Here is a 16,401-nt window from a genome sequence, read left to right on the forward strand (position 1 = left end):
CGGCAACGGCAACCACCTGGTGGCGCAATCCGATGCCGCAAGGCCGGTCTATCGCGCCTCCGGCGGGCTGCGCTGGCTGGAGTTTGACCGGGTCGACGACTATCTGGAAGTGGCAATCACCGGGACGCCCAATCACACGGCTGTCATGGCCGCGCGCCCGTTGGAAGCCACCGGTGTCAACGAAAGCCTCTGGTCCTTTGACGCGGTGTCGCGGGACTATCAGGTGGAGGCCGGGGGCGCGGGCAAGTTCTATGGCCGGGCGAATTCCTCCGGCATGGGGCTGTCGGGCTTCCTGAATGATGTCGTGGACCGGCTTGGCGTTGATTTTGTCGAGGCGATCCGGCTCGATCTCGATGCCGGTACCGCTGCGATGATCATCGACGGCACCGTGGTCGATCAGCTCGCAGAATACACAACCGCCCTGCACCCGGACCAGACCCTGCGCGTCGCCGCCAACCGCGCCGCGACCAATCCCTGCGGCATGCGCATGCACGCCTTCGCGATCTTTGACGCGGCGTTGACGGGCGCGGCGCTGGCCGATGTGACCACTTGGTTTGGAGTAAAACAGGGGCGGGCGCTATGACCACGAAACATGTCTACAGGTTCGACTTCTACGTTGCGGCTGAACATGCTGCCGCCTGCAACCGCGCTGCAAATGCACTGGGGCGCGACGGCGACAACTTCAGGACGCGGCTGTCGTCTACCGGTGAAGAGCCTGCCACGCACCTGGGCGGCTCGACGGTGGAAACCGCCCTGTTTGTCGCTGCCGTTGCGTCCGCGCCCGCGCTCCCGGCGGGGGTGGATTGGCCGGAGGGGCTGGTCGTGGGCGACTGGCAGGCGGTTGCCGATCATCTGTCGGCCGTGTCGCGTCCCGCTGACAGCCCGGAGGCGCGTGGGCAGTTTGATGCCCTGATCGCGCAGGCCAATCTGCACAGGATCAAAGGCGACTGAAACGCCCCTTTAAATCCCGCATCATCCTAAAACCGCGTTGCTGTAAAAAAGTCTGTAAATCACTGTAAGAAAGTCTGTCACGCTACAACCACTCTGTTCGTCATTTCTGTTGATCCTGTTCAATGAGGGTTGCACTGACGCTGTTCTACCCGAGTGCAACTGACACAAACCTGTCAGTTGAATGCGGCGCCTTCGAAATTTCCCTCTTTTCCCAGGATCAAGCCCCCCGGAACCGACCGCGGAGACTTTGCGCCCGGCGCGTCAGCCCGTAACACTCGATGCAGGAAAACACACAGATCGGCCCGCAGCCTCCGGCGCTGGCGGGCGAACAGAAAGGCAGCTACCCATGCTCAACAATATCGGCCTTCCCGGCATTCTCCTGATCGCCGTCGTGGTTCTTGTTCTCTTTGGTCGCGGCAAGATTTCGTCGCTGATGGGTGAAGTCGGCAAAGGCATCACCTCCTTCAAAAAAGGCATCAGCGAAGGCAGCAAGGAACTGGAAGAAGATGCCGCAGCCGATGCCCGCGACGTGACCCCGGCTGACGCTGAAAAAGACAAGGCGTAAGATTTAGATGCTGGATCTTGGCTGGACCGAGCTTCTGGTCATCGGCGTTGTCGCCCTGATCGTCGTCGGCCCCAAGGATCTGCCTGTGTTGTTTCGCAACGTGGGCCGGTTCGTGGGCAAGGCGCGCGGGATGGCGCGTGAATTCAGTCGCGCGATGAATGACGCGGCCGAGGACGCGGGCGTCAGCGACATCAAGAAAAGCTTCAAGACCGCGACGAATCCCCTGGGATCGGCGATGGACGGTCTGAAGGATGCGACCCGAGACCTGACAAGCTCCATCGACCCGACGAAATTCGACGCTGACAGCGAAACCGGGAAACTGGCCGCGGATCGTGCGGAAAGCGCCAAGAAAATTCAGGCCGCCACCGCACGGGCGGCTGCGGAACGCAAGGCCAAGGAAGCTGCCGAGGCCATGGCCAAGGCGGAAGAGGCCGAAGCGGCGCTGTCTGCCCCAAAGGACGCGCCCGCTTCTGACAGTGAGACCAAGGCATGAGCCAGACCGAAGACATCGACGATTCCACGGCCCCGCTGATCGAGCATCTGGCAGAGCTGCGCACCCGTCTGATCCGCGCGGTGGCAGCCTTTGCCGTGGGCATCATCCTGGCCTTTACGGTGGCGGAGCCGATCCTGCAGTTTCTGGTCAGCCCGATCGAGGCGACCCTGCGCGATCTGGGCGACCCGTCGCCGACGCTGCAATATACCTCGCCGCAGGAGTATCTGTTCACGCTGTTCCGCATTTCCATGGTGTTTGGCTTTGCGCTGTCCTTTCCGGTGATTGGCTTGCAGCTATGGCGGTTTGTGGCACCGGGGCTCTACAAGAGCGAAAAGGGTGCTTTTCTCCCCTTCCTGATTGCCTCGCCCTTCATGTTCCTGCTGGGCGCCTCCTTTGCGCAATTTGTGGTGACACCGCTGGCGATGAAGTTCTTCCTGGGCTTTGCCGATGTCAGCTCGATCTTTGCCGATCTGCTGTCGCGCACCAACGCAGAGATCCCCGCCGAAGTGGCCTTGGTGCCGGAAACCAGCGAAGGGGTGAAAATCACCTTCTTTGGCAAGGTCAACGAGAGCCTCGATATCACGCTGAAGTTCATCATGGCCTTTGGCCTGTGCTTCCAGCTGCCGGTGCTGCTGACCCTGATGGGCAAGGCCGGTCTGGTCAGTGCTGCGGGTCTGGCGGGGATGCGCAAATACGCGGTGGTGGCGATCCTGATGCTGGCGGCGGTTGTGACCCCGCCGGATGTGGTCACCCAGCTGATCCTGTTCACGGTGGTCTACGGGCTATATGAGATTTCGATCTTCCTGGTCGCACGGGTCGAAAAGAAACGCGAGGCGCAGCTGCGGGCCGATGGCTACTACGACGATGAGGTCGACGGCGAATAGGCCCCGCGTCCCCCAGGCGTGACACGAGATCGGAAGGCGCGCCTGCGGGGGCGCCTTCCTGCGTTTGGGCTGCCGACATTCGGCGCTGGCCCTGCCACGCGCCAACCGGCGCCATGGACGCCACCTGCGCGACAACACGGGGTTGCCGTGGCTTTGCGAACATGGTTTGTCGTCGCGCAAACACAGACGGAGGATAGCTGGATGGATCAGGACATGCTCAAACGGATCGCCGAAGCGTTGGAGCGGATCGCGCCCGCACCGCTGTCGACGCCGGAATTTGCTGCCGCTTCGGGGTTTGTCTGGCATGTGTCCCCGGATCGGCTGGAACCGGTGCCGGAGATCAATCGGGTGGCGCTGGATCTGCTGGTCGGCATCAACCGGTCGCGCGACACATTGCTGGAGAACACCCGCCGTTTTGCCGCCGGACAGGCGGCCAACAATGCGCTGCTCTGGGGCGCGCGGGGCATGGGTAAATCCTCGCTGGTCAAGGCGATCCACGGGGCGCTGACGCCGTCCTATCCGGATCTGAAGCTGGTGGAACTGCAACGCGAGGACCTGCCCTCCGTGGCGCGGCTGCTGCAGCACCTGCGCGGCGCGCCGTACCGGTTCATCCTGTTCTGCGACGATCTGTCGTTCAGTCATGATGACCAGCATTACAAGAGCCTCAAGGCGGTGCTGGATGGCGGCATCGAGGGGCGGCCTGAAAACGTGGTCTTCTACGCCACCTCCAATCGCCGCCACCTGATGCCGCGGGACATGATCGAGAACGAGCGGTCCTCGGCGATCAACCCGTCCGAAGCAGTCGAGGAAAAGGTCTCCCTGTCCGACCGCTTTGGCCTCTGGCTCGGGTTTCATCCTTGCGATCAGGACGCCTATCTGGCGATGATCGAGGGGTATTGTGCGGCGCATGGGGTCGTGGTGGACCCCGAAACGTTGCGCGCCGAGGCGATCGAATGGCAGGCCACACGGGGCGCGCGCTCCGGTCGGGTGGCCTGGCAGTTCTTTACCGACCTGGCAGGCCGGCACGGGGTTGTTCTGCGCTGAACGGCCCCCGGTCCCGCGCCGGAGGCCCCGCAGGGGCGTCCGGCGCCCGGCCCAACGGGATGGGACGTCGCGCCAGCGGCGGCGCAGACGGGCGGGAGCCTCCCCCTTTGCGGCGCGCTGCGACGGAGAAGCGAGCGCGACTGCGGGAAGGGTCGCAGCTAGGTCAACCCTGCTGACCTATTGTTTCGCACGCGAAACATTGGGACAGAAAGGCTGATACTTTTTCTGCCCGTTGCCGGATCGGCGAACGCATAGATCTGGGTTTTCCGCCCTGCGGCGCAACGGCCTTCGGAGGCTGGTCTGTCGCGACAATCGGCGGGGTGCTCCCGCCCGGTGCGCCCCTCCGGCGGGCGGGCCGCACCCGTTGGGCCGGGCGCCGGACCTGTCGGTCCGGCGCGGGTTGCATTCCGCCTGAGGGGTTATTGCAGGTAGGGCAGCGGGTCGACGCTGTCAAAACCGTCGCGCACCTCGAAATGGACATAGGCCTCTTCCGGGGAGGCGCGCAGCTGTGCGATGGATTGGCCGCGATTGACGCGGTCGCCTTTGGAAACCTTGATGGCATCGACATTGGCGTAGACCGACAGCAGGTTGCGGTCATGGCGCACGACGATGATCGGGATCTTGTTGGAATCCGCCGTGATTGCGGCAATCGTGCCCGCCTCGGCGGCCTTGACCGCGCTGCCCGGCGCGGCGGAGATGTCGATGCCGTCGTTCTTGCCCTTGGAGTAGGTGCGGATGATCTTGCCATTCACCGGATAGGCCATCGCGCTTTGCGAGGCGCGCGACGGGGCCTGGACCTCGACCGTTGGCGCGGGCTCGGCCTGGGATTCGGCGGCCGGTGTCACGTCCTCGTCCGGCAGCGGCCGGGCGGCGCTGGGGGGCGTTGGAGTGCTGCTGCCGGCTCCGGGCGGGGCGACGGCGACCTCTGTCTCTACGGGGGCGGCTGGCGCGTTCTGATCCTTGAGCGGGATCAGCAGGTACTGCCCTTCGCGCACCGAGAAATCGCTGTCGAGGCCGTTCCAGTCGGAGAGGGATTTGACCGAGATCTGATAGAGGCGGGCAATCGTATAGGCGGTCTCGCCGCGGGTGACCTTGTGGCGGACCGGTTCCGGGCCGGGCTGGACCTGCGTCGGCACCGGCTTGGCCGGGGTTTTCTGCAAGGTGGTGGTGGTCACGGAGCCGGGGTTGGGCGAGGTGGCGGGGGCGCTGTCGATGGCGCTGCCGGCCAGCGAGGCGATATCGACACCGCCGGGATTTGTGCTGCCGCCGCGCACTGATGCTTCTGGCGCACGGCGTGGCAGGACCAGCACCTCGCCCTTGCGCAGGACATCGTCGGTCTGCACCCCGTTGAACTTGGCCACCTCGACCGAGGGCAGGCCGATCCGGGTTGCCAGATCCGCGACCGTGTCACCGCGCTGGGCGACGGCGACCTGATACGACGGATAGGTGATCAATCCGCGGCTATCCGGCGTTGGTCGGATCTCGGTTGCATCCTGGGCGGCAGTGGTGGTGTTGAAGGCGCCGATCTGGCCCCGCAGGTCATAGTCCAGCGGCGCAGTACAGGCCGCCGCCAGCAGCACAAGGGGAACCAGACAGGTCCCTTTGCGGCGGAGGGCGAGGCCAAGGGGGCGAGTGGGCCGGAAACCGGCGGGGCGAAGGACCTTGCGGGGGCGGGTCATGTCTTTGCTCTCCTCGAATGGTGTCTCCTGTCAGACGGAGACTTGGACGGCAGCGGCCGGCAACGGGGCGCGGTGACAGACAACCGGACCGGCGAATGGCAGCTCCCTTTGGCATAGGACAGCTCAGGTGTCTTTTCCAAGCCCTTCCAGCAGCGGAACAAAGCGCACGGGGCGCAATTCGTCATATTCGAGGCCGAATTCTGTCTTGCGCACGCGAATGAGGGTTTGCACGGCATCGGACTGACCGACGGGCACCACCATGATGCCGCCAACCTTGAGCTGTGCCAGGAGCGGGCCGGGGGGGTCCTCGGCGGCGGCTGTCACGATGATTCGATCAAACGGCGCCTGGTCGGGCAGCCCGTGGCTGCCGTCGCCGACCAGCGAGGTGATATTGGGCAGGCGCAGGGTCTGAAACACCTTGCGCGCCTCATGCACCAGCCTGTTGTAGCGTTCGATCGTATAGACCCGGCGGGCCAGTTTCGCCAGAATAGCAGCCTGATAGCCCGAGCCGGTGCCGATTTCGAGCACCGTGTCACGCGGGGAGACCTGCAGCGCCTGGGTCATCAGCCCCACCACCGAAGGTTGCGAAATGGTCTGACCGCAGGCAATCGGCAGCGGCACGTCCTCATAGGCGCGGTCAGCGAAAATGCCGCGCAGGAACAGGCCGCGATCCACGGATTCCATCGCTTCGAGCACAGCAGTGTCGGTCACCCCCCGCGACCGCAGGGCAAAGAGAAATTGCATCTTGGTTTCCGCATCAGGCGTGGTCATTCGATTGCCTTGAGGGCCTCCAGCGCATCATAGGCGGTCAGATCCGCGCGCATGGGCGTGACTGAGATATAGCCATCGAGATTGGCCTTTGCATCGGTCTCGTCGGCCGTCGCCACCTGTTGATCACCGCCCTGGATCCAGACGTAGCGGCGTCCGTTCGGGGACAGCTGTTGCTGGGCCGAAAACCGCGTGCCCTGCCGGTAGCCCTGTCGGGTCACCCGGATCCCTTTGACCTCTGTATCGGCGACCGGCGGGAAGTTGATGTTGTAAAACAGCCCGTAGTCCTGCCGGTTCTCCGGTTTGGCTGCCAGCAGTTTTTGCACAACTGCCGCACCATGGACGCGGGCGGCGGCGAAAGGATCGTCGATCGCGCGGTTGCCGGGGCCGTAGTATTGCGACAGGGCCATGGCTGGCAGCCCCTGCAGTGCGCCCTCCATGGCGCCCCCCAGGGTGCCGGAATAGAGCGCGTTCTCGGCGGAATTGTTGCCTCGGTTGACGCCGGAGAGGACCAGATCCGGGCGGCGGTCCTGCAACACCACATGCAGCCCGGCCAGCACGCAGTCGGCTGGCGAGCCTTCGGTGGCAAAGCGGCGCGGGCCGAGTTCGGTGATCATCGAAGGGTGGGTATAGCTGATGCAATGGCCGACGCCGGATTGTTCAAAAGCGGGCGCCACGGTCCAGACCTCCCCATCCGGGCCGGCAAGGGTGGCGGCGATCTCTTCGAGCACGGTCAGGCCGGGAGCGCTTATGCCATCGTCGTTGGTGACCAGAATGCGCATACGGATCCCTTGCTGTGCTGCAGACCTTGGCTGTTTGGTGTCGTTTTCAACAGCCTGCCGGTTTTGGTCCTGTCTAGGGGGCGGCGGGCGACAGGGCAAGGATTTTGCCCGCAACCGTGCGGGCGGCCCCCGGTGGGTGTGACCAAATCGCCCGACCGGTCGCGGTGGACGGCGGGGCCGGGCGATCAAACCCCAAGCTGTCCTATGGATCCGGGGCTGGTCGGGGCGCTGCCCCGAACCCCGAGGTATTTTCAAAAAGATGAAGCCGCAGGCCAGGGGAAGGCCCCGCGTGGGTGGGGCGCTAGCTGGCGAGGATCTGCGGCAGTAGGGCCGCAGCGGCCTCGGCCGATGAGGTCAGAGCCGCGCGATCCTCGCCCGGAAAAAACCGGGCGCGCAGGGCGGTTGGCATCGGTGGTGGCGAGAGCAGACGCACCTGGGGACCGGTGCGCAGGGTTTCTTGTTGCCAGCTGCGCACCAGGGCCAGCTGGGCGGCCTTGGTGGCGCCGTAAGCGCCGAAGAATTTGTCGCCACCGCGCGGGTCATCAAAAAAGACGGCGGTGCCGGTCTGGCCGAGCAGGGGGGCGACATAGGGGATCAACAGCGACGGTGCCGTGGCATTGATCGCGACCGATTTTGTCCAGTCCTTGGCCGCCACATGATGGGCCGGGCTGAGCGGAGCGGCGTGGATGGCGGTGTGGATCCAGAGGTCCAATTTGCCCCAGCGGTCAAACAGGCCGCGACACAGGGTTGCCATGGCCTCGGGGACTGTGATGTCCATCGGGGCCAGCGTCGCGGCACCGCCGAGGGCGCGGATGCGATCGTCGAGCTCTTCGAGCGCACCGGTGGTGCGGGCGACGGCTACGATATGGTGGGTTGGCGCAAGCGCCTCGGCCAAGGCGGCGCCAAGGCCCCGCGAGGCCCCGGTGATAAGGGCGAGTCTGTCGGTCATGGGCGTCTACATGCGGTGCGGCTGCGCCGGGGTCAAGCCCTGGCCGCAGCGGTGAGCGAGATGGGGCAATCGGTCGCCCCGGGGCGGGGCGGCTCAGTTGGCGAGGATGGGCAGGCGCGCGAGGGTGCCGCGCTGATCGACCAGCAGCCCCTTGGCATCAATGCCGACGATGCGGCCGATCGACAGGCGTTCTCCGGCGCGGACGGTGCGGATCTGGCCGGAGGGGAAGCGCACCAGGCCCTGCAGCGCGTCCTGGGGGCCGAAGAGGCCGATCAGGGCCAGGCCCCGGCCGGGCAGGGCGTTCTTTTGCGTGGCGATGCGGCCGGTGGTGGTTTGCGGATTGGCCATGCGGGTGGCGGTCTCTTTTGCTGTGGTCGGGTCAGGCGTCGTAGACCAGCGAGGCGAGGTCGTGGCCATAGGCATGCAACATCGCCAGGAGCTGTTCGAGATCGACGCCGAGTTCCTGCATCCGGGCCAGTTCGTGGTTCACTTCGGAGATCTGCAGTTCCGGATATTCGCCCTCGGGACGCATATGCAACATACAGGCCAAGGGGCCTCCGCTGTCGGGCGGGATCTGGTTGGACAGCCAGGCAGGGCGGCTGCCCATGGTTTCGATTTCGCGCATGTCAAAGAGGTCAAGATATTCGTCGAAGACCTCTTCGCTGACCCCGGCCCAGGTGCCGAGGATGAATTCCTCGCCGCCGGTGTCGGCCAGCGGCACCGCCAGCACGGCGCGCAGGAACCGCAGGGTGCCAAAGCGGCAGAAATCCTCGGTCAGCACATCGCCGTCGGTGGCAAAAACCGCCGTGTTGTCCTGCACCGGCAGGTCCGGCGGACAGATGTCGGGCCGGTCGCAGGAGAGGCTCAGGAGCTGAGAGAAGGTCGCACCGCAACAGCGGCACTGACGCGATGAACTCAGCATGCGGGCAAGATGCGCGTCCAAGAAGGCGCCCCTTTCGAAATCAAAATAGAGAAAGGCGCTGACCGGTCGGGGTCAGCGCCATTTGGTATGCGTCCGCGCTCCCTTACGCCTGTTGGCGGAGAAGTGCAATCACCGGGCAAGATGGTGACAGCAGGACCGGCACAGAGCTGCCATCGTGCGATGCCGGACGTGCCGTCGCCCGATGCCGGGCGCGATCAGGAGGCCAGCGTCGCCCCGTTCCACGACCCGCCGGCATTTGGCATGTCCTTGATTTTCTTGCTGACGCGGCTGCTGTTTTCCAGGGAGTTGAGGTAGTCGGCGCTGACGCTGCCGGTGATGTATTTGCCGTCAAAACAGGAACAGTCAAAGCTCTCGATCTCGGCATTGCCTTCCTTGGCGGCCCAGACCAGGTCTTCGAGTTTCTGATAGAACAGGGCGTCGGCCCCCAGTTCCTGGCGAATCTCTTCGAGGCTGAGGCCATTGGCGATCAGCTCGTGTTTGGTGGGCATGTCGATGCCATAGACATTGGGGTATTTCACCGGCGGTGAGGCGGAGGCGATATAGACCTTCTTGGCGCCGGCCTCGCGGCACATCTGCACGATTTTCTTGATCGTATTGCCGCGCACGATGCTGTCGTCGATCAGCAGGATATTGCGGTCCTTCATCTCCAGCGGAATGGCGTTCAGTTTGCGGCGGACAGATTTCTGACGCTCCGCCTGACCAGGCATGATAAAGGTGCGACCGACATAACGGTTTTTGACCAGCGCCTCGCGGTAGCGGATGCCGGTGGCGTTGGAAACCTCGAGTGCCACCGGACGGGCGCTGTCGGGCACCGGAATGACCGCGTCGATGTCCAGCCCGGAGGCGGCAATCTGTTTCGCCAGGGCCTCGCCCATGCGCAATTGCGTCTTATAGACAGATATCCCGTCGAGCATGGAATCCGGCCGCGCCAGATAGACATATTCAAAAATGCAGGGGGTCAGCTTGCCTTCGACCGCCTGAAACTCGTGCAGGTTGCCCTCAAGATCGACAAGGATGGCCTCGCCCGGTTTCAAATCACGCAGCTTTTCAAACCCGTTGATGCCAAAAGCCACATCTTCGGAGGCAAAGGCGTAGTCGTTCCCGTCGCCCTCGGCCTTGCGCTGTGCCACAGAGAGGGGCCGAATGCCGTGGGGGTCGCGGAAGGCCAGCATGCCGACGCCGGCAATCAGGCAGATCACGGAATAGGCGCCCTGCACCCGCTCCATCGTCATCTTGACGCCGGCCAAGATGTTGCGGATCGGATCGGTATTGCCATTGACCTTGATCGCGTCGGCGACCTTGTCCGCAAGCACGTTCAGCAGGATTTCGGAATCGGAATTTGTCCGCAGGTGGCGGCTGTATTTCCCGGTGACCTTGGCGCGCTGTTCAGCGGTATTGGTGATATTGCCGTTGTGTACCAGATAGATACCGTAGGGCGCGTTGACAAAGAACGGCTGCGCCTCGGAGGCGGCCAGCGATCCGGCGGTGGGATAGCGCACATGGCCCATGCCGATGCGGCCGATCAACGTATCGGCATCCCGGGCGTTGAAGACGTCCTTGACCAGACCGTTGGCCTTGCGTTCGTGGAAGAAGCCATCGCCATAGGTGACGATGCCTGACGCGTCCTGGCCGCGATGCTGTAGCATCAACAGGCCGTCATAGAGTTCCGCAAACACTTGTTCGGTTCTGCTTGCGATGCCCAAGATACCGCACATGGCGTGGCTCCAATATTTCTGTCGTGTTGGCTTACAGCGGCGAGGCTGCAGCGAGAGAGGCAGGACCCGTCCCCCGGCGATGAGGGCCGAAGGCAGGATCCATGAAGAGCTGTGTGTTCGAAAGCGGCGAAGCCGGGCCATGACCCGGAGGCCGCGCCACATGGCGCAGAGTCAGGTGGCGCAGGGTCAGGCGTGGTCTGCAAGAGGGGGCAGCGGCGGGGCGGAGAGTGCCGGTCGCGGCCCCAGATGCGCCGCCGACGGGTGCAGGGCGAGCGAGACTTGCCGCAGGGGCAGATCCAGCAGCCAGGGACGGGCGGCTCAGGTCGGCGTGGTGTTGGGTCAACACAGGGGCGTCAGCTCCGAATCCGGTCGAACAGGGACGGCCCTCACATAGGCGCTCTGGCCGGCAATGTCATCAAAGGATCACAATGCTGGCCCGGATATCGCGCGGATTTTCATGCGCGCCATGGGCCACGCCACGAAAAGGAGCGTCAATTGTCTTGGGGCTGCATAAAAGAGCGTGGTCGGCGACCCCGTGCGGACAGACGGGGCGGCGGATGCTGGCACGGGAGCGCGGGGTCCCCCATGTCGCAATCGGCGGCGATCGGCTGGCGATCAGCGGCGCCGGGCAGGTCCCTGCGATCCGTGATCAGATCGGGGATCAGGCGGCGTAGCGGCCGAACAGCAGGTCGAGGGGGTCAAATTTCGGCGCCGGGCACAGGGAGAAATCAAAGATGTCTTCGTCCCCTTCGCCGGTGGGCGCCAGATCGGTGCCAAGATCGGCGTCTTTTTCGATCTGGTCCTGACGGGCGGCCGCGACGATCTGACGGGTGTCTGTCAGCGACAGAACATCATAGAAATCATCCGCGCCGGTTTCGCTGGCCTTGAGCAGCAGACCGCCTTCGGCCCAGAGCAGTTCTTCCTCTTCGCATTCGATGTAGATCCGGGCGAGCCGCTGGGGCAGGGCGGTGGTGATCCCGTGGTAGCCGACAAGCGCCACCAGTTTGACGGACACCACCGGCAGGTCAAAGAGGTCGAGGGCGATGCCACCCTCAAGCGCGACAACCGCGTCGGAGGGCAGGTCCAGCGCCGCATCATTGCCGAGTGCGCCGGCCGGAACATGCACCATCGCCGTGAGGCGCGGCACGCAGTGACGGATGTTGAAGACCTCGCGCAGGCCGCCATCAAAGGTCTGAACCTGATCGCCGGGGCGCAGGGCGCGGGCCTGTTTGAACCCCTGTGGTGTCTCGATGAGGGTGCCGGGCAGCACACCGCCCTGTTGGGGGCGGGCGCGGGACGCGGTTGATGTCTGAGCGCTGTCCGAACGCAGGTCCAGAAGCAGGTCAACCGGCTGATAATCTGTAAACGCGGTGGTGTGATCCAGCAGCATGTTATCTTGTCCCTTCTGAGAGCACCGAGGCTTTTGCCTTCGTTGATCCCAATTGGCCCTCGAATTGGGCCGAAAATGGGGCAAGCTTGGGACGCTTTCCGCACCTTCGCGGGTTTGAGGCTGGAAAAACACTTATCTATCCAAAGGTTAACGGCCTGGCTGGGGGTAATTAACCCTTTCTTAAGGAAATCGAAAGGTGCTTGCGGTAGGTTTACGGTGTTTAGAATCGATTCTTTATTATTAACAAATGGTTAATGAAGCGCCGCGCCTGTTAACACGAAAGAAGCCTCTGTGGATAACTCTGTGTGTTGTTCAAAGGCGCCAAGTTTCGACATGGTGCCAAAACAAAAGGCGCCCGAGACCGGGCGCCTTTGAGGCCTCAGGCTGAGAAGGGGTCAACCTTCGCAGGAGGAAATCAGATCTTCGTACTTCTGCGTGACCCAGCCCAGAGCCTGCTCCGGGTTGCGTTCTTCGACCTTGCCGATCACCCGGTTGAACACCGCGGCAGAGCGGCTTTCGTCCACCATCGTGAAACTTTGGCCGGTCATGACGACATTGTAGACAAAGAACCCGATCACCACGAGCAGGATCCCGCGCAGCACGCCGAAGAAAAAGCCCGCGCCCTGGTCGATCCCGCCAAGTGCGGAGCGTTGCACCAGCCCGGCCAGCAGCGGGGTGAAAAAGGACACGACAATCAGCGCCACCGCAAAGACGGCGAAGAAGGCCGCGATCAGCGAGAGTTCGCAGCTGTCCGCGATGAAATCGCCGATCACCGGGATCTCTGCCATCAGCGGTTCGGCCTTTGGCGCGAACATATAGGACAGAATGCCGGCCGCGATCCAGCCAATGATGGCCATGATCTCGCGCACAAAGCCGCGTGCATAGGCGAGAAGTGCCGAAACTACGATGACAAGCGCAACCGCGCCGTCGATAATGGTGAAACCTTCCATGTGCCTCGCCTGTTGCCCGCAAAATATCCGTTAGTGGCCTTTTAGCCGGCTCCGAAATATTCGCCAACAAATCCTGTGAGGTCGGAGGCCGGGCGCAGGGTCAGGCCGGAGACGGAAACGGATTTGCCGCCACTCGGAGCGATCGCTGACGTGAAACCAAGTTTTTGCGCTTCTTTCAACCGGTTTTCGGTCTGCGGGGCGGGCCGAAGGGCGCTGGACAGAGATATTTCGCCAAAAATCACCGTGTCTGGCGGCAGGCAGGTGTCTTCGCGGGCGCTGAGCAGGGCGGCGGCCACTGCGAGGTCGGCGGCGGGTTCCGAGATTTTCATGCCGCCCGCCACATTGAGATAGACGTCCAGCCCGGCAAAGGGGATGCCGCAGCGCGCCTCAAGCACGGCGAGGATCATCGCCAGACGCGAGCTGTCCCAGCCAACGACGGCGCGGCGCGGCTGAGAATGCGGCGAGGGGGCAACCAGCGCCTGCATCTCTACCAGCACCGGGCGGGTGCCTTCGATGCCGGCAAAAACGACAGAGCCGGGGGAGGGCTGGCCGCGTTCGGACAGGAACAGCGCCGAGGGGTTGAGCACCTGGGCCAGGCCAGCGCCGGTCATTTCAAAAACGCCGATCTCGTCCGCCGGGCCAAAGCGGTTCTTGACCGCGCGCAGAATGCGGAACTGATGGCCGCGCTCTCCCTCGAAATAGAGCACGGTGTCGACCATATGTTCGACCACGCGGGGGCCGGCGATCTGGCCGTCCTTGGTGACATGGCCGACCATGATGATGGAAACGCCATTGGTCTTGGCAAAGGTGGTCAGCTCATGCGCGGCGGCGCGCACCTGGCTGACGGAGCCCGGCGCGCTGTCGACATTGTCGGCCCACATGGTCTGGATCGAGTCGATGATGGCAAGCTGTGGTTTTTCCGCCTCCAGCGTGGTCAGGATATCCCGCAGGTTGGTTTCGGCAGCGAGTTTCACCGGCGCCTGTTCCAGCCCCAGCCGCTGCGCCCGCATGCGGACCTGGGCCGAGGCTTCCTCGCCGGAGACATAGATTGTTTTCAGCCCCGCATTGGCGAATTGCGCGGCGGCCTGCAACAGAAGGGTTGATTTGCCGATGCCCGGATCGCCGCCGACCAGAATGGCCGAGGCCTCGACCAGACCGCCGCCAAGTACCCGGTCGAGTTCGGCGACACCACAAAGCGTGCGGGGAGGCGGGGTTTCCTGGGTGGCGAGGTCGGTCAGGGGCACGCGTTTGCCGCGCATTGCCCCCAGGGATTTCTTGGCCGGACCGGCGGAGGTCAGGCCCTTGTCCTCGGAAATGGTGTTCCAGTCGCCGCATCCGTCGCAGCGGCCGGACCACTTTGTAAAGGAGGCGCCGCAGGCGGAACAGGAGAAGGAGGTTTTTGCCGGTGATTTTGCCATCCTGGATCTGTGGCAGATGTTTCCGGTTTGTTCAAGTCCGTTGGCGCCGCATTTATGCGCGCGGCGCACGCTCCCGCCGGTCGGCCGATCCTTTGAAAAGGATCGCCACCCGTTTGGGCCGGGCGCCGCTGGCGCGGCGCAGTAAGAAGACGTGCTGAGAAGCGGTTCAGGGGCAGGTCTGCCCTGAACGCGCCAGAGCCAGTCTGGGTGCGAGTCGCCGTCGCGTCAATGATCTGCGACCGCGCGGGGCGCGGCGGCCCGCTGGGCCGTCATTGACCCGCCGTCGACTCGCGGTGGATCTGGCGTTCGGTCAGATGGGACAGAAGGCCAGAGGCGAGGATGCAGGCGGTGAACAGATAGAGCCCCCAGGCGGTCTGGATCGTGGCGTAGCCGATGCCCTTGGCCAGTGTGATATAGAGCGCAATCAGGAAGACATCGGCCATGGCGAGTTTACTCAGGACATTGAGCGCGGGCAGGGCGTGGGCGCCGAGCTGGTGAAACTGCACCAGCAGCAGGGCAATGGTTTTGAGATAAGGCGCAACGATGGCAAATATGGTGACGATCAGCGCCAGTGCGATGTCGCTTTGCCAAAGGCTGCTGAGGCCGGTGACGACGGAAATTTCCGACAAGCCGAAGATCGGCAACAATCCGGCGCGCATCAGCGGTGCGGACCAGGCGACGGGGTAGAGGATCAGGAGTGAGAGGGTGGCGAGGCGGAGGAGGGGCAGCACGGTCATGCTTATTCGCCATAACTCGCTACGGCACTCGCAGAAGCGATCAATACGAGCACGTTCAGCAAGACGACGGCGTCCGTGCGCCAAAATGAAAATCGCGTCTTGAATACATAGAAGATCCAATCTCCAGCGATCCCTATGTACAGCATTATTTGTGCGGGCAAAGCGAATTGAGAAAGCCCCAAACCACCGGGAAAAGCATATGTTGCACTGCTCAGGAGAAACCACGTGACAGAGAGGATGATGCCAGCGGCAAGCTTGTGGTCTCTAAGGCCGGATCGCCATTTATGGATGAGGGCGATGCACGCTGTAACTGGAAGTAGGAGGAGCGCAGAGGTTACGAGCGTGACGAGCAGATCATAATTGACGATGCTACTCACCGGACCGCCTCGATCGGCCCCTCTGCGCTGCCGGAGATGAATTGCTCCACATAAGGGTCGCCCGAGTGGTCCATCTCGGCCACGGGACCCGTCCAGCGGATCTTGCCGCCGTGGAGCATGGCGACATTGTCGGCAATGGCGCGCACCGAGGTCATGTCGTGGGTGATGGTCATGGCGGTGGCGCCCATTTCAACCACGATTTCACGGATCAGGTCGTTGATGACCCCGGCCATGATCGGGTCCAGCCCGGTTGTGGGCTCGTCAAAAAAGATGATTTCCGGTTCGGCCGCGATGGCGCGGGCCAGGCCGACGCGTTTTTGCATGCCGCCGGACAACTCGGCGGGAAGGCGGTCAGCGACGTCCGGCTTGAGCCCGACGCGGCGCAGTTTCTCAATCGCGATGTCGCGGGCCTCATCGCGGGGGCGGGCGAGGCTGCCGCGCAGCAGACGGAAGGCGACGTTCTGCCAGACCGGCAGGGAGTCAAACAGCGCGCCGCCCTGAAACAGCATGCCGAACCGCGCCAGAAAGGCGTCGCGTTCCGCGCTGCCGGTCCCGCTGCCAACGCTTTTGCCGTCAACGGCGATGCGGCCGCTGTCCTGCGGGATCAGTCCGAGGACGGATTTCAGCATCACGGATTTACCGGTGCCGGAGCCGCCGATGATCACCATGGAGGTGCCACGGGCGATGGTCAGGTCGATCCCGCGCAGAACGGCATTGCTGCCAAAGGTCTTGTGGACGTCGGACATCTCGATCATC

19 protein-coding genes are annotated in these 16,401 nt (G+C 63.6%); 6 read left to right on the forward strand and 13 right to left on the reverse strand.

The annotated features are described in order from the left end of the window. The 6 genes from TRIHO_RS23930 to TRIHO_RS14185 all read left to right on the forward strand — a co-directional run. A partial coding sequence (locus tag TRIHO_RS23930; protein WP_165595918.1) for a hypothetical protein occupies positions 1-583 on the forward strand: 583 nt, incomplete at its 5' end. Then, positions 580-951, forward strand: coding sequence for a hypothetical protein (locus tag TRIHO_RS14165; RefSeq protein ID WP_068244966.1), 372 nt, complete (start codon positions 580-582; stop codon positions 949-951). The genes TRIHO_RS23930 and TRIHO_RS14165, both read left to right, overlap by 4 nt. A 346-nt stretch (positions 952-1,297) precedes the next feature. Beyond that, on the forward strand, positions 1,298-1,516 hold the full coding sequence (locus tag TRIHO_RS14170; protein WP_068244968.1) for a twin-arginine translocase TatA/TatE family subunit: 219 nt from the start codon (positions 1,298-1,300) through the stop codon (positions 1,514-1,516). 7 nt (positions 1,517-1,523) lie between these two features. After that, on the forward strand, positions 1,524-2,009 hold the full coding sequence (gene tatB / locus TRIHO_RS14175; RefSeq protein WP_068244969.1) for a Sec-independent protein translocase protein TatB: 486 nt from the start codon (positions 1,524-1,526) through the stop codon (positions 2,007-2,009). Continuing rightward, positions 2,006-2,893, forward strand: coding sequence for a twin-arginine translocase subunit TatC (gene tatC / locus TRIHO_RS14180; protein WP_068244970.1), 888 nt, complete (start codon positions 2,006-2,008; stop codon positions 2,891-2,893). Before tatB ends, tatC begins: the two co-directional genes overlap by 4 nt. A gap of 201 nt (positions 2,894-3,094) precedes the next feature. Continuing rightward, a complete protein-coding gene (locus tag TRIHO_RS14185; RefSeq protein ID WP_068244972.1) occupies positions 3,095-3,937 on the forward strand; it encodes an ATP-binding protein in 843 nt (280 codons plus the stop codon). A gap of 419 nt (positions 3,938-4,356) precedes the next feature. On the opposite strand, the gene TRIHO_RS14190 is transcribed toward TRIHO_RS14185, so the two are convergent. The 13 genes from TRIHO_RS14190 to TRIHO_RS14250 all read right to left on the reverse strand — a co-directional run bounded on the left by TRIHO_RS14190 (position 4,357) and on the right by TRIHO_RS14250 (position 16,400). Continuing rightward, on the reverse strand, positions 4,357-5,616 hold the full coding sequence (locus TRIHO_RS14190; RefSeq protein ID WP_082705146.1) for a peptidoglycan DD-metalloendopeptidase family protein: 1,260 nt from the start codon (positions 5,614-5,616) through the stop codon (positions 4,357-4,359). 123 nt (positions 5,617-5,739) lie between these two features. Further along, a complete protein-coding gene (locus TRIHO_RS14195; protein WP_068244974.1) occupies positions 5,740-6,387 on the reverse strand; it encodes a protein-L-isoaspartate(D-aspartate) O-methyltransferase in 648 nt (215 codons plus the stop codon). Then, positions 6,384-7,166 (reverse strand): 5'/3'-nucleotidase SurE, encoded by a 783-nt coding sequence (surE, locus tag TRIHO_RS14200; RefSeq protein ID WP_068244976.1) that lies wholly within the window; start codon positions 7,164-7,166, stop codon positions 6,384-6,386. Before surE ends, TRIHO_RS14195 begins: the two co-directional genes overlap by 4 nt. Before the next feature lie 301 nt (positions 7,167-7,467). Further along, on the reverse strand, positions 7,468-8,115 hold the full coding sequence (locus tag TRIHO_RS14205) for an SDR family NAD(P)-dependent oxidoreductase (protein ID WP_068244978.1): 648 nt from the start codon (positions 8,113-8,115) through the stop codon (positions 7,468-7,470). Between the two features lie 93 nt (positions 8,116-8,208). Beyond that, positions 8,209-8,463, reverse strand: a complete 255-nt coding sequence (locus TRIHO_RS14210; protein ID WP_068244983.1) for a hypothetical protein — start codon at positions 8,461-8,463, stop codon at positions 8,209-8,211. A gap of 31 nt (positions 8,464-8,494) precedes the next feature. Beyond that, the gene (locus TRIHO_RS14215; protein WP_082705147.1) at positions 8,495-9,058 is read right to left on the reverse strand and encodes a DUF2199 domain-containing protein; all 564 of its coding nucleotides are present in this window, start codon (positions 9,056-9,058) and stop codon (positions 8,495-8,497) included. 194 nt (positions 9,059-9,252) lie between these two features. Next, positions 9,253-10,773: an amidophosphoribosyltransferase gene (purF, locus tag TRIHO_RS14220; protein WP_068244986.1), complete on the reverse strand. Its 1,521-nt coding sequence runs from the start codon at positions 10,771-10,773 to the stop codon at positions 9,253-9,255. A 661-nt stretch (positions 10,774-11,434) separates the two neighbouring features. Next, positions 11,435-12,163, reverse strand: coding sequence for a Hint domain-containing protein (locus TRIHO_RS14225; RefSeq protein ID WP_068244987.1), 729 nt, complete (start codon positions 12,161-12,163; stop codon positions 11,435-11,437). A 395-nt stretch (positions 12,164-12,558) separates the two neighbouring features. Then, a complete protein-coding gene (locus TRIHO_RS14230; protein WP_068244989.1) occupies positions 12,559-13,113 on the reverse strand; it encodes a CvpA family protein in 555 nt (184 codons plus the stop codon). A 41-nt stretch (positions 13,114-13,154) separates the two neighbouring features. Continuing rightward, positions 13,155-14,531: a DNA repair protein RadA gene (radA, locus tag TRIHO_RS14235; RefSeq protein WP_068244992.1), complete on the reverse strand. Its 1,377-nt coding sequence runs from the start codon at positions 14,529-14,531 to the stop codon at positions 13,155-13,157. Positions 14,532-14,800: 269 nt separating this feature from the next. Next, positions 14,801-15,268 carry a paraquat-inducible protein A gene (locus TRIHO_RS14240; RefSeq protein WP_068244995.1) on the reverse strand — a complete coding sequence of 156 codons (468 nt, stop codon included), beginning with the start codon at positions 15,266-15,268 and terminating at the stop codon, positions 14,801-14,803. Between the two features lie 2 nt (positions 15,269-15,270). After that, positions 15,271-15,645 (reverse strand): hypothetical protein, encoded by a 375-nt coding sequence (locus TRIHO_RS14245; protein WP_068244999.1) that lies wholly within the window; start codon positions 15,643-15,645, stop codon positions 15,271-15,273. Next, entirely contained in the window at positions 15,642-16,400 is a 759-nt protein-coding gene (locus tag TRIHO_RS14250) for an ABC transporter ATP-binding protein (protein ID WP_068245002.1), read from the reverse strand. The genes TRIHO_RS14245 and TRIHO_RS14250 overlap by 4 nt, the downstream gene beginning before the upstream one ends. Between the last annotated feature and the right edge of the window lies 1 nt (position 16,401).

Origin of the sequence: Tritonibacter horizontis (assembly GCF_001518015.1) — a bacterium.
Classification (GTDB): Bacteria; Pseudomonadota; Alphaproteobacteria; order Rhodobacterales; family Rhodobacteraceae; genus Epibacterium; species Epibacterium horizontis.

Bases quoted from the DNA above. Each gene is read 5' to 3' on its own strand.
- TRIHO_RS14240 (WP_068244995.1), bottom strand. From the start codon at position 15,268: ATGACCGTGCTGCCCCTCCTCCGCCTCGCCACCCTCTCACTCCTGATC.
- purF (WP_068244986.1), bottom strand. From the start codon at position 10,773: ATGTGCGGTATCTTGGGCATCGCAAGCAGAACCGAACAAGTGTTTGCG.
- TRIHO_RS14185 (WP_068244972.1), top strand. From the start codon at position 3,095: ATGGATCAGGACATGCTCAAACGGATCGCCGAAGCGTTGGAGCGGATC.
- radA (WP_068244992.1), bottom strand. From the start codon at position 14,531: ATGGCAAAATCACCGGCAAAAACCTCCTTCTCCTGTTCCGCCTGCGGC.
- TRIHO_RS14205 (WP_068244978.1), bottom strand. From the start codon at position 8,115: ATGACCGACAGACTCGCCCTTATCACCGGGGCCTCGCGGGGCCTTGGC.
- TRIHO_RS14170 (WP_068244968.1), top strand. From the start codon at position 1,298: ATGCTCAACAATATCGGCCTTCCCGGCATTCTCCTGATCGCCGTCGTG.
- surE (WP_068244976.1), bottom strand. From the start codon at position 7,166: ATGCGCATTCTGGTCACCAACGACGATGGCATAAGCGCTCCCGGCCTG.
- tatB (WP_068244969.1), top strand. From the start codon at position 1,524: ATGCTGGATCTTGGCTGGACCGAGCTTCTGGTCATCGGCGTTGTCGCC.
- TRIHO_RS14210 (WP_068244983.1), bottom strand. From the start codon at position 8,463: ATGGCCAATCCGCAAACCACCACCGGCCGCATCGCCACGCAAAAGAAC.
- TRIHO_RS14250 (WP_068245002.1), bottom strand. From the start codon at position 16,400: ATGATCGAGATGTCCGACGTCCACAAGACCTTTGGCAGCAATGCCGTT.
- TRIHO_RS14195 (WP_068244974.1), bottom strand. From the start codon at position 6,387: ATGACCACGCCTGATGCGGAAACCAAGATGCAATTTCTCTTTGCCCTG.
- TRIHO_RS14230 (WP_068244989.1), bottom strand. From the start codon at position 13,113: ATGGAAGGTTTCACCATTATCGACGGCGCGGTTGCGCTTGTCATCGTA.
- TRIHO_RS14225 (WP_068244987.1), bottom strand. From the start codon at position 12,163: ATGCTGCTGGATCACACCACCGCGTTTACAGATTATCAGCCGGTTGAC.
- tatC (WP_068244970.1), top strand. From the start codon at position 2,006: ATGAGCCAGACCGAAGACATCGACGATTCCACGGCCCCGCTGATCGAG.
- TRIHO_RS14190 (WP_082705146.1), bottom strand. From the start codon at position 5,616: ATGACCCGCCCCCGCAAGGTCCTTCGCCCCGCCGGTTTCCGGCCCACT.
- TRIHO_RS14165 (WP_068244966.1), top strand. From the start codon at position 580: ATGACCACGAAACATGTCTACAGGTTCGACTTCTACGTTGCGGCTGAA.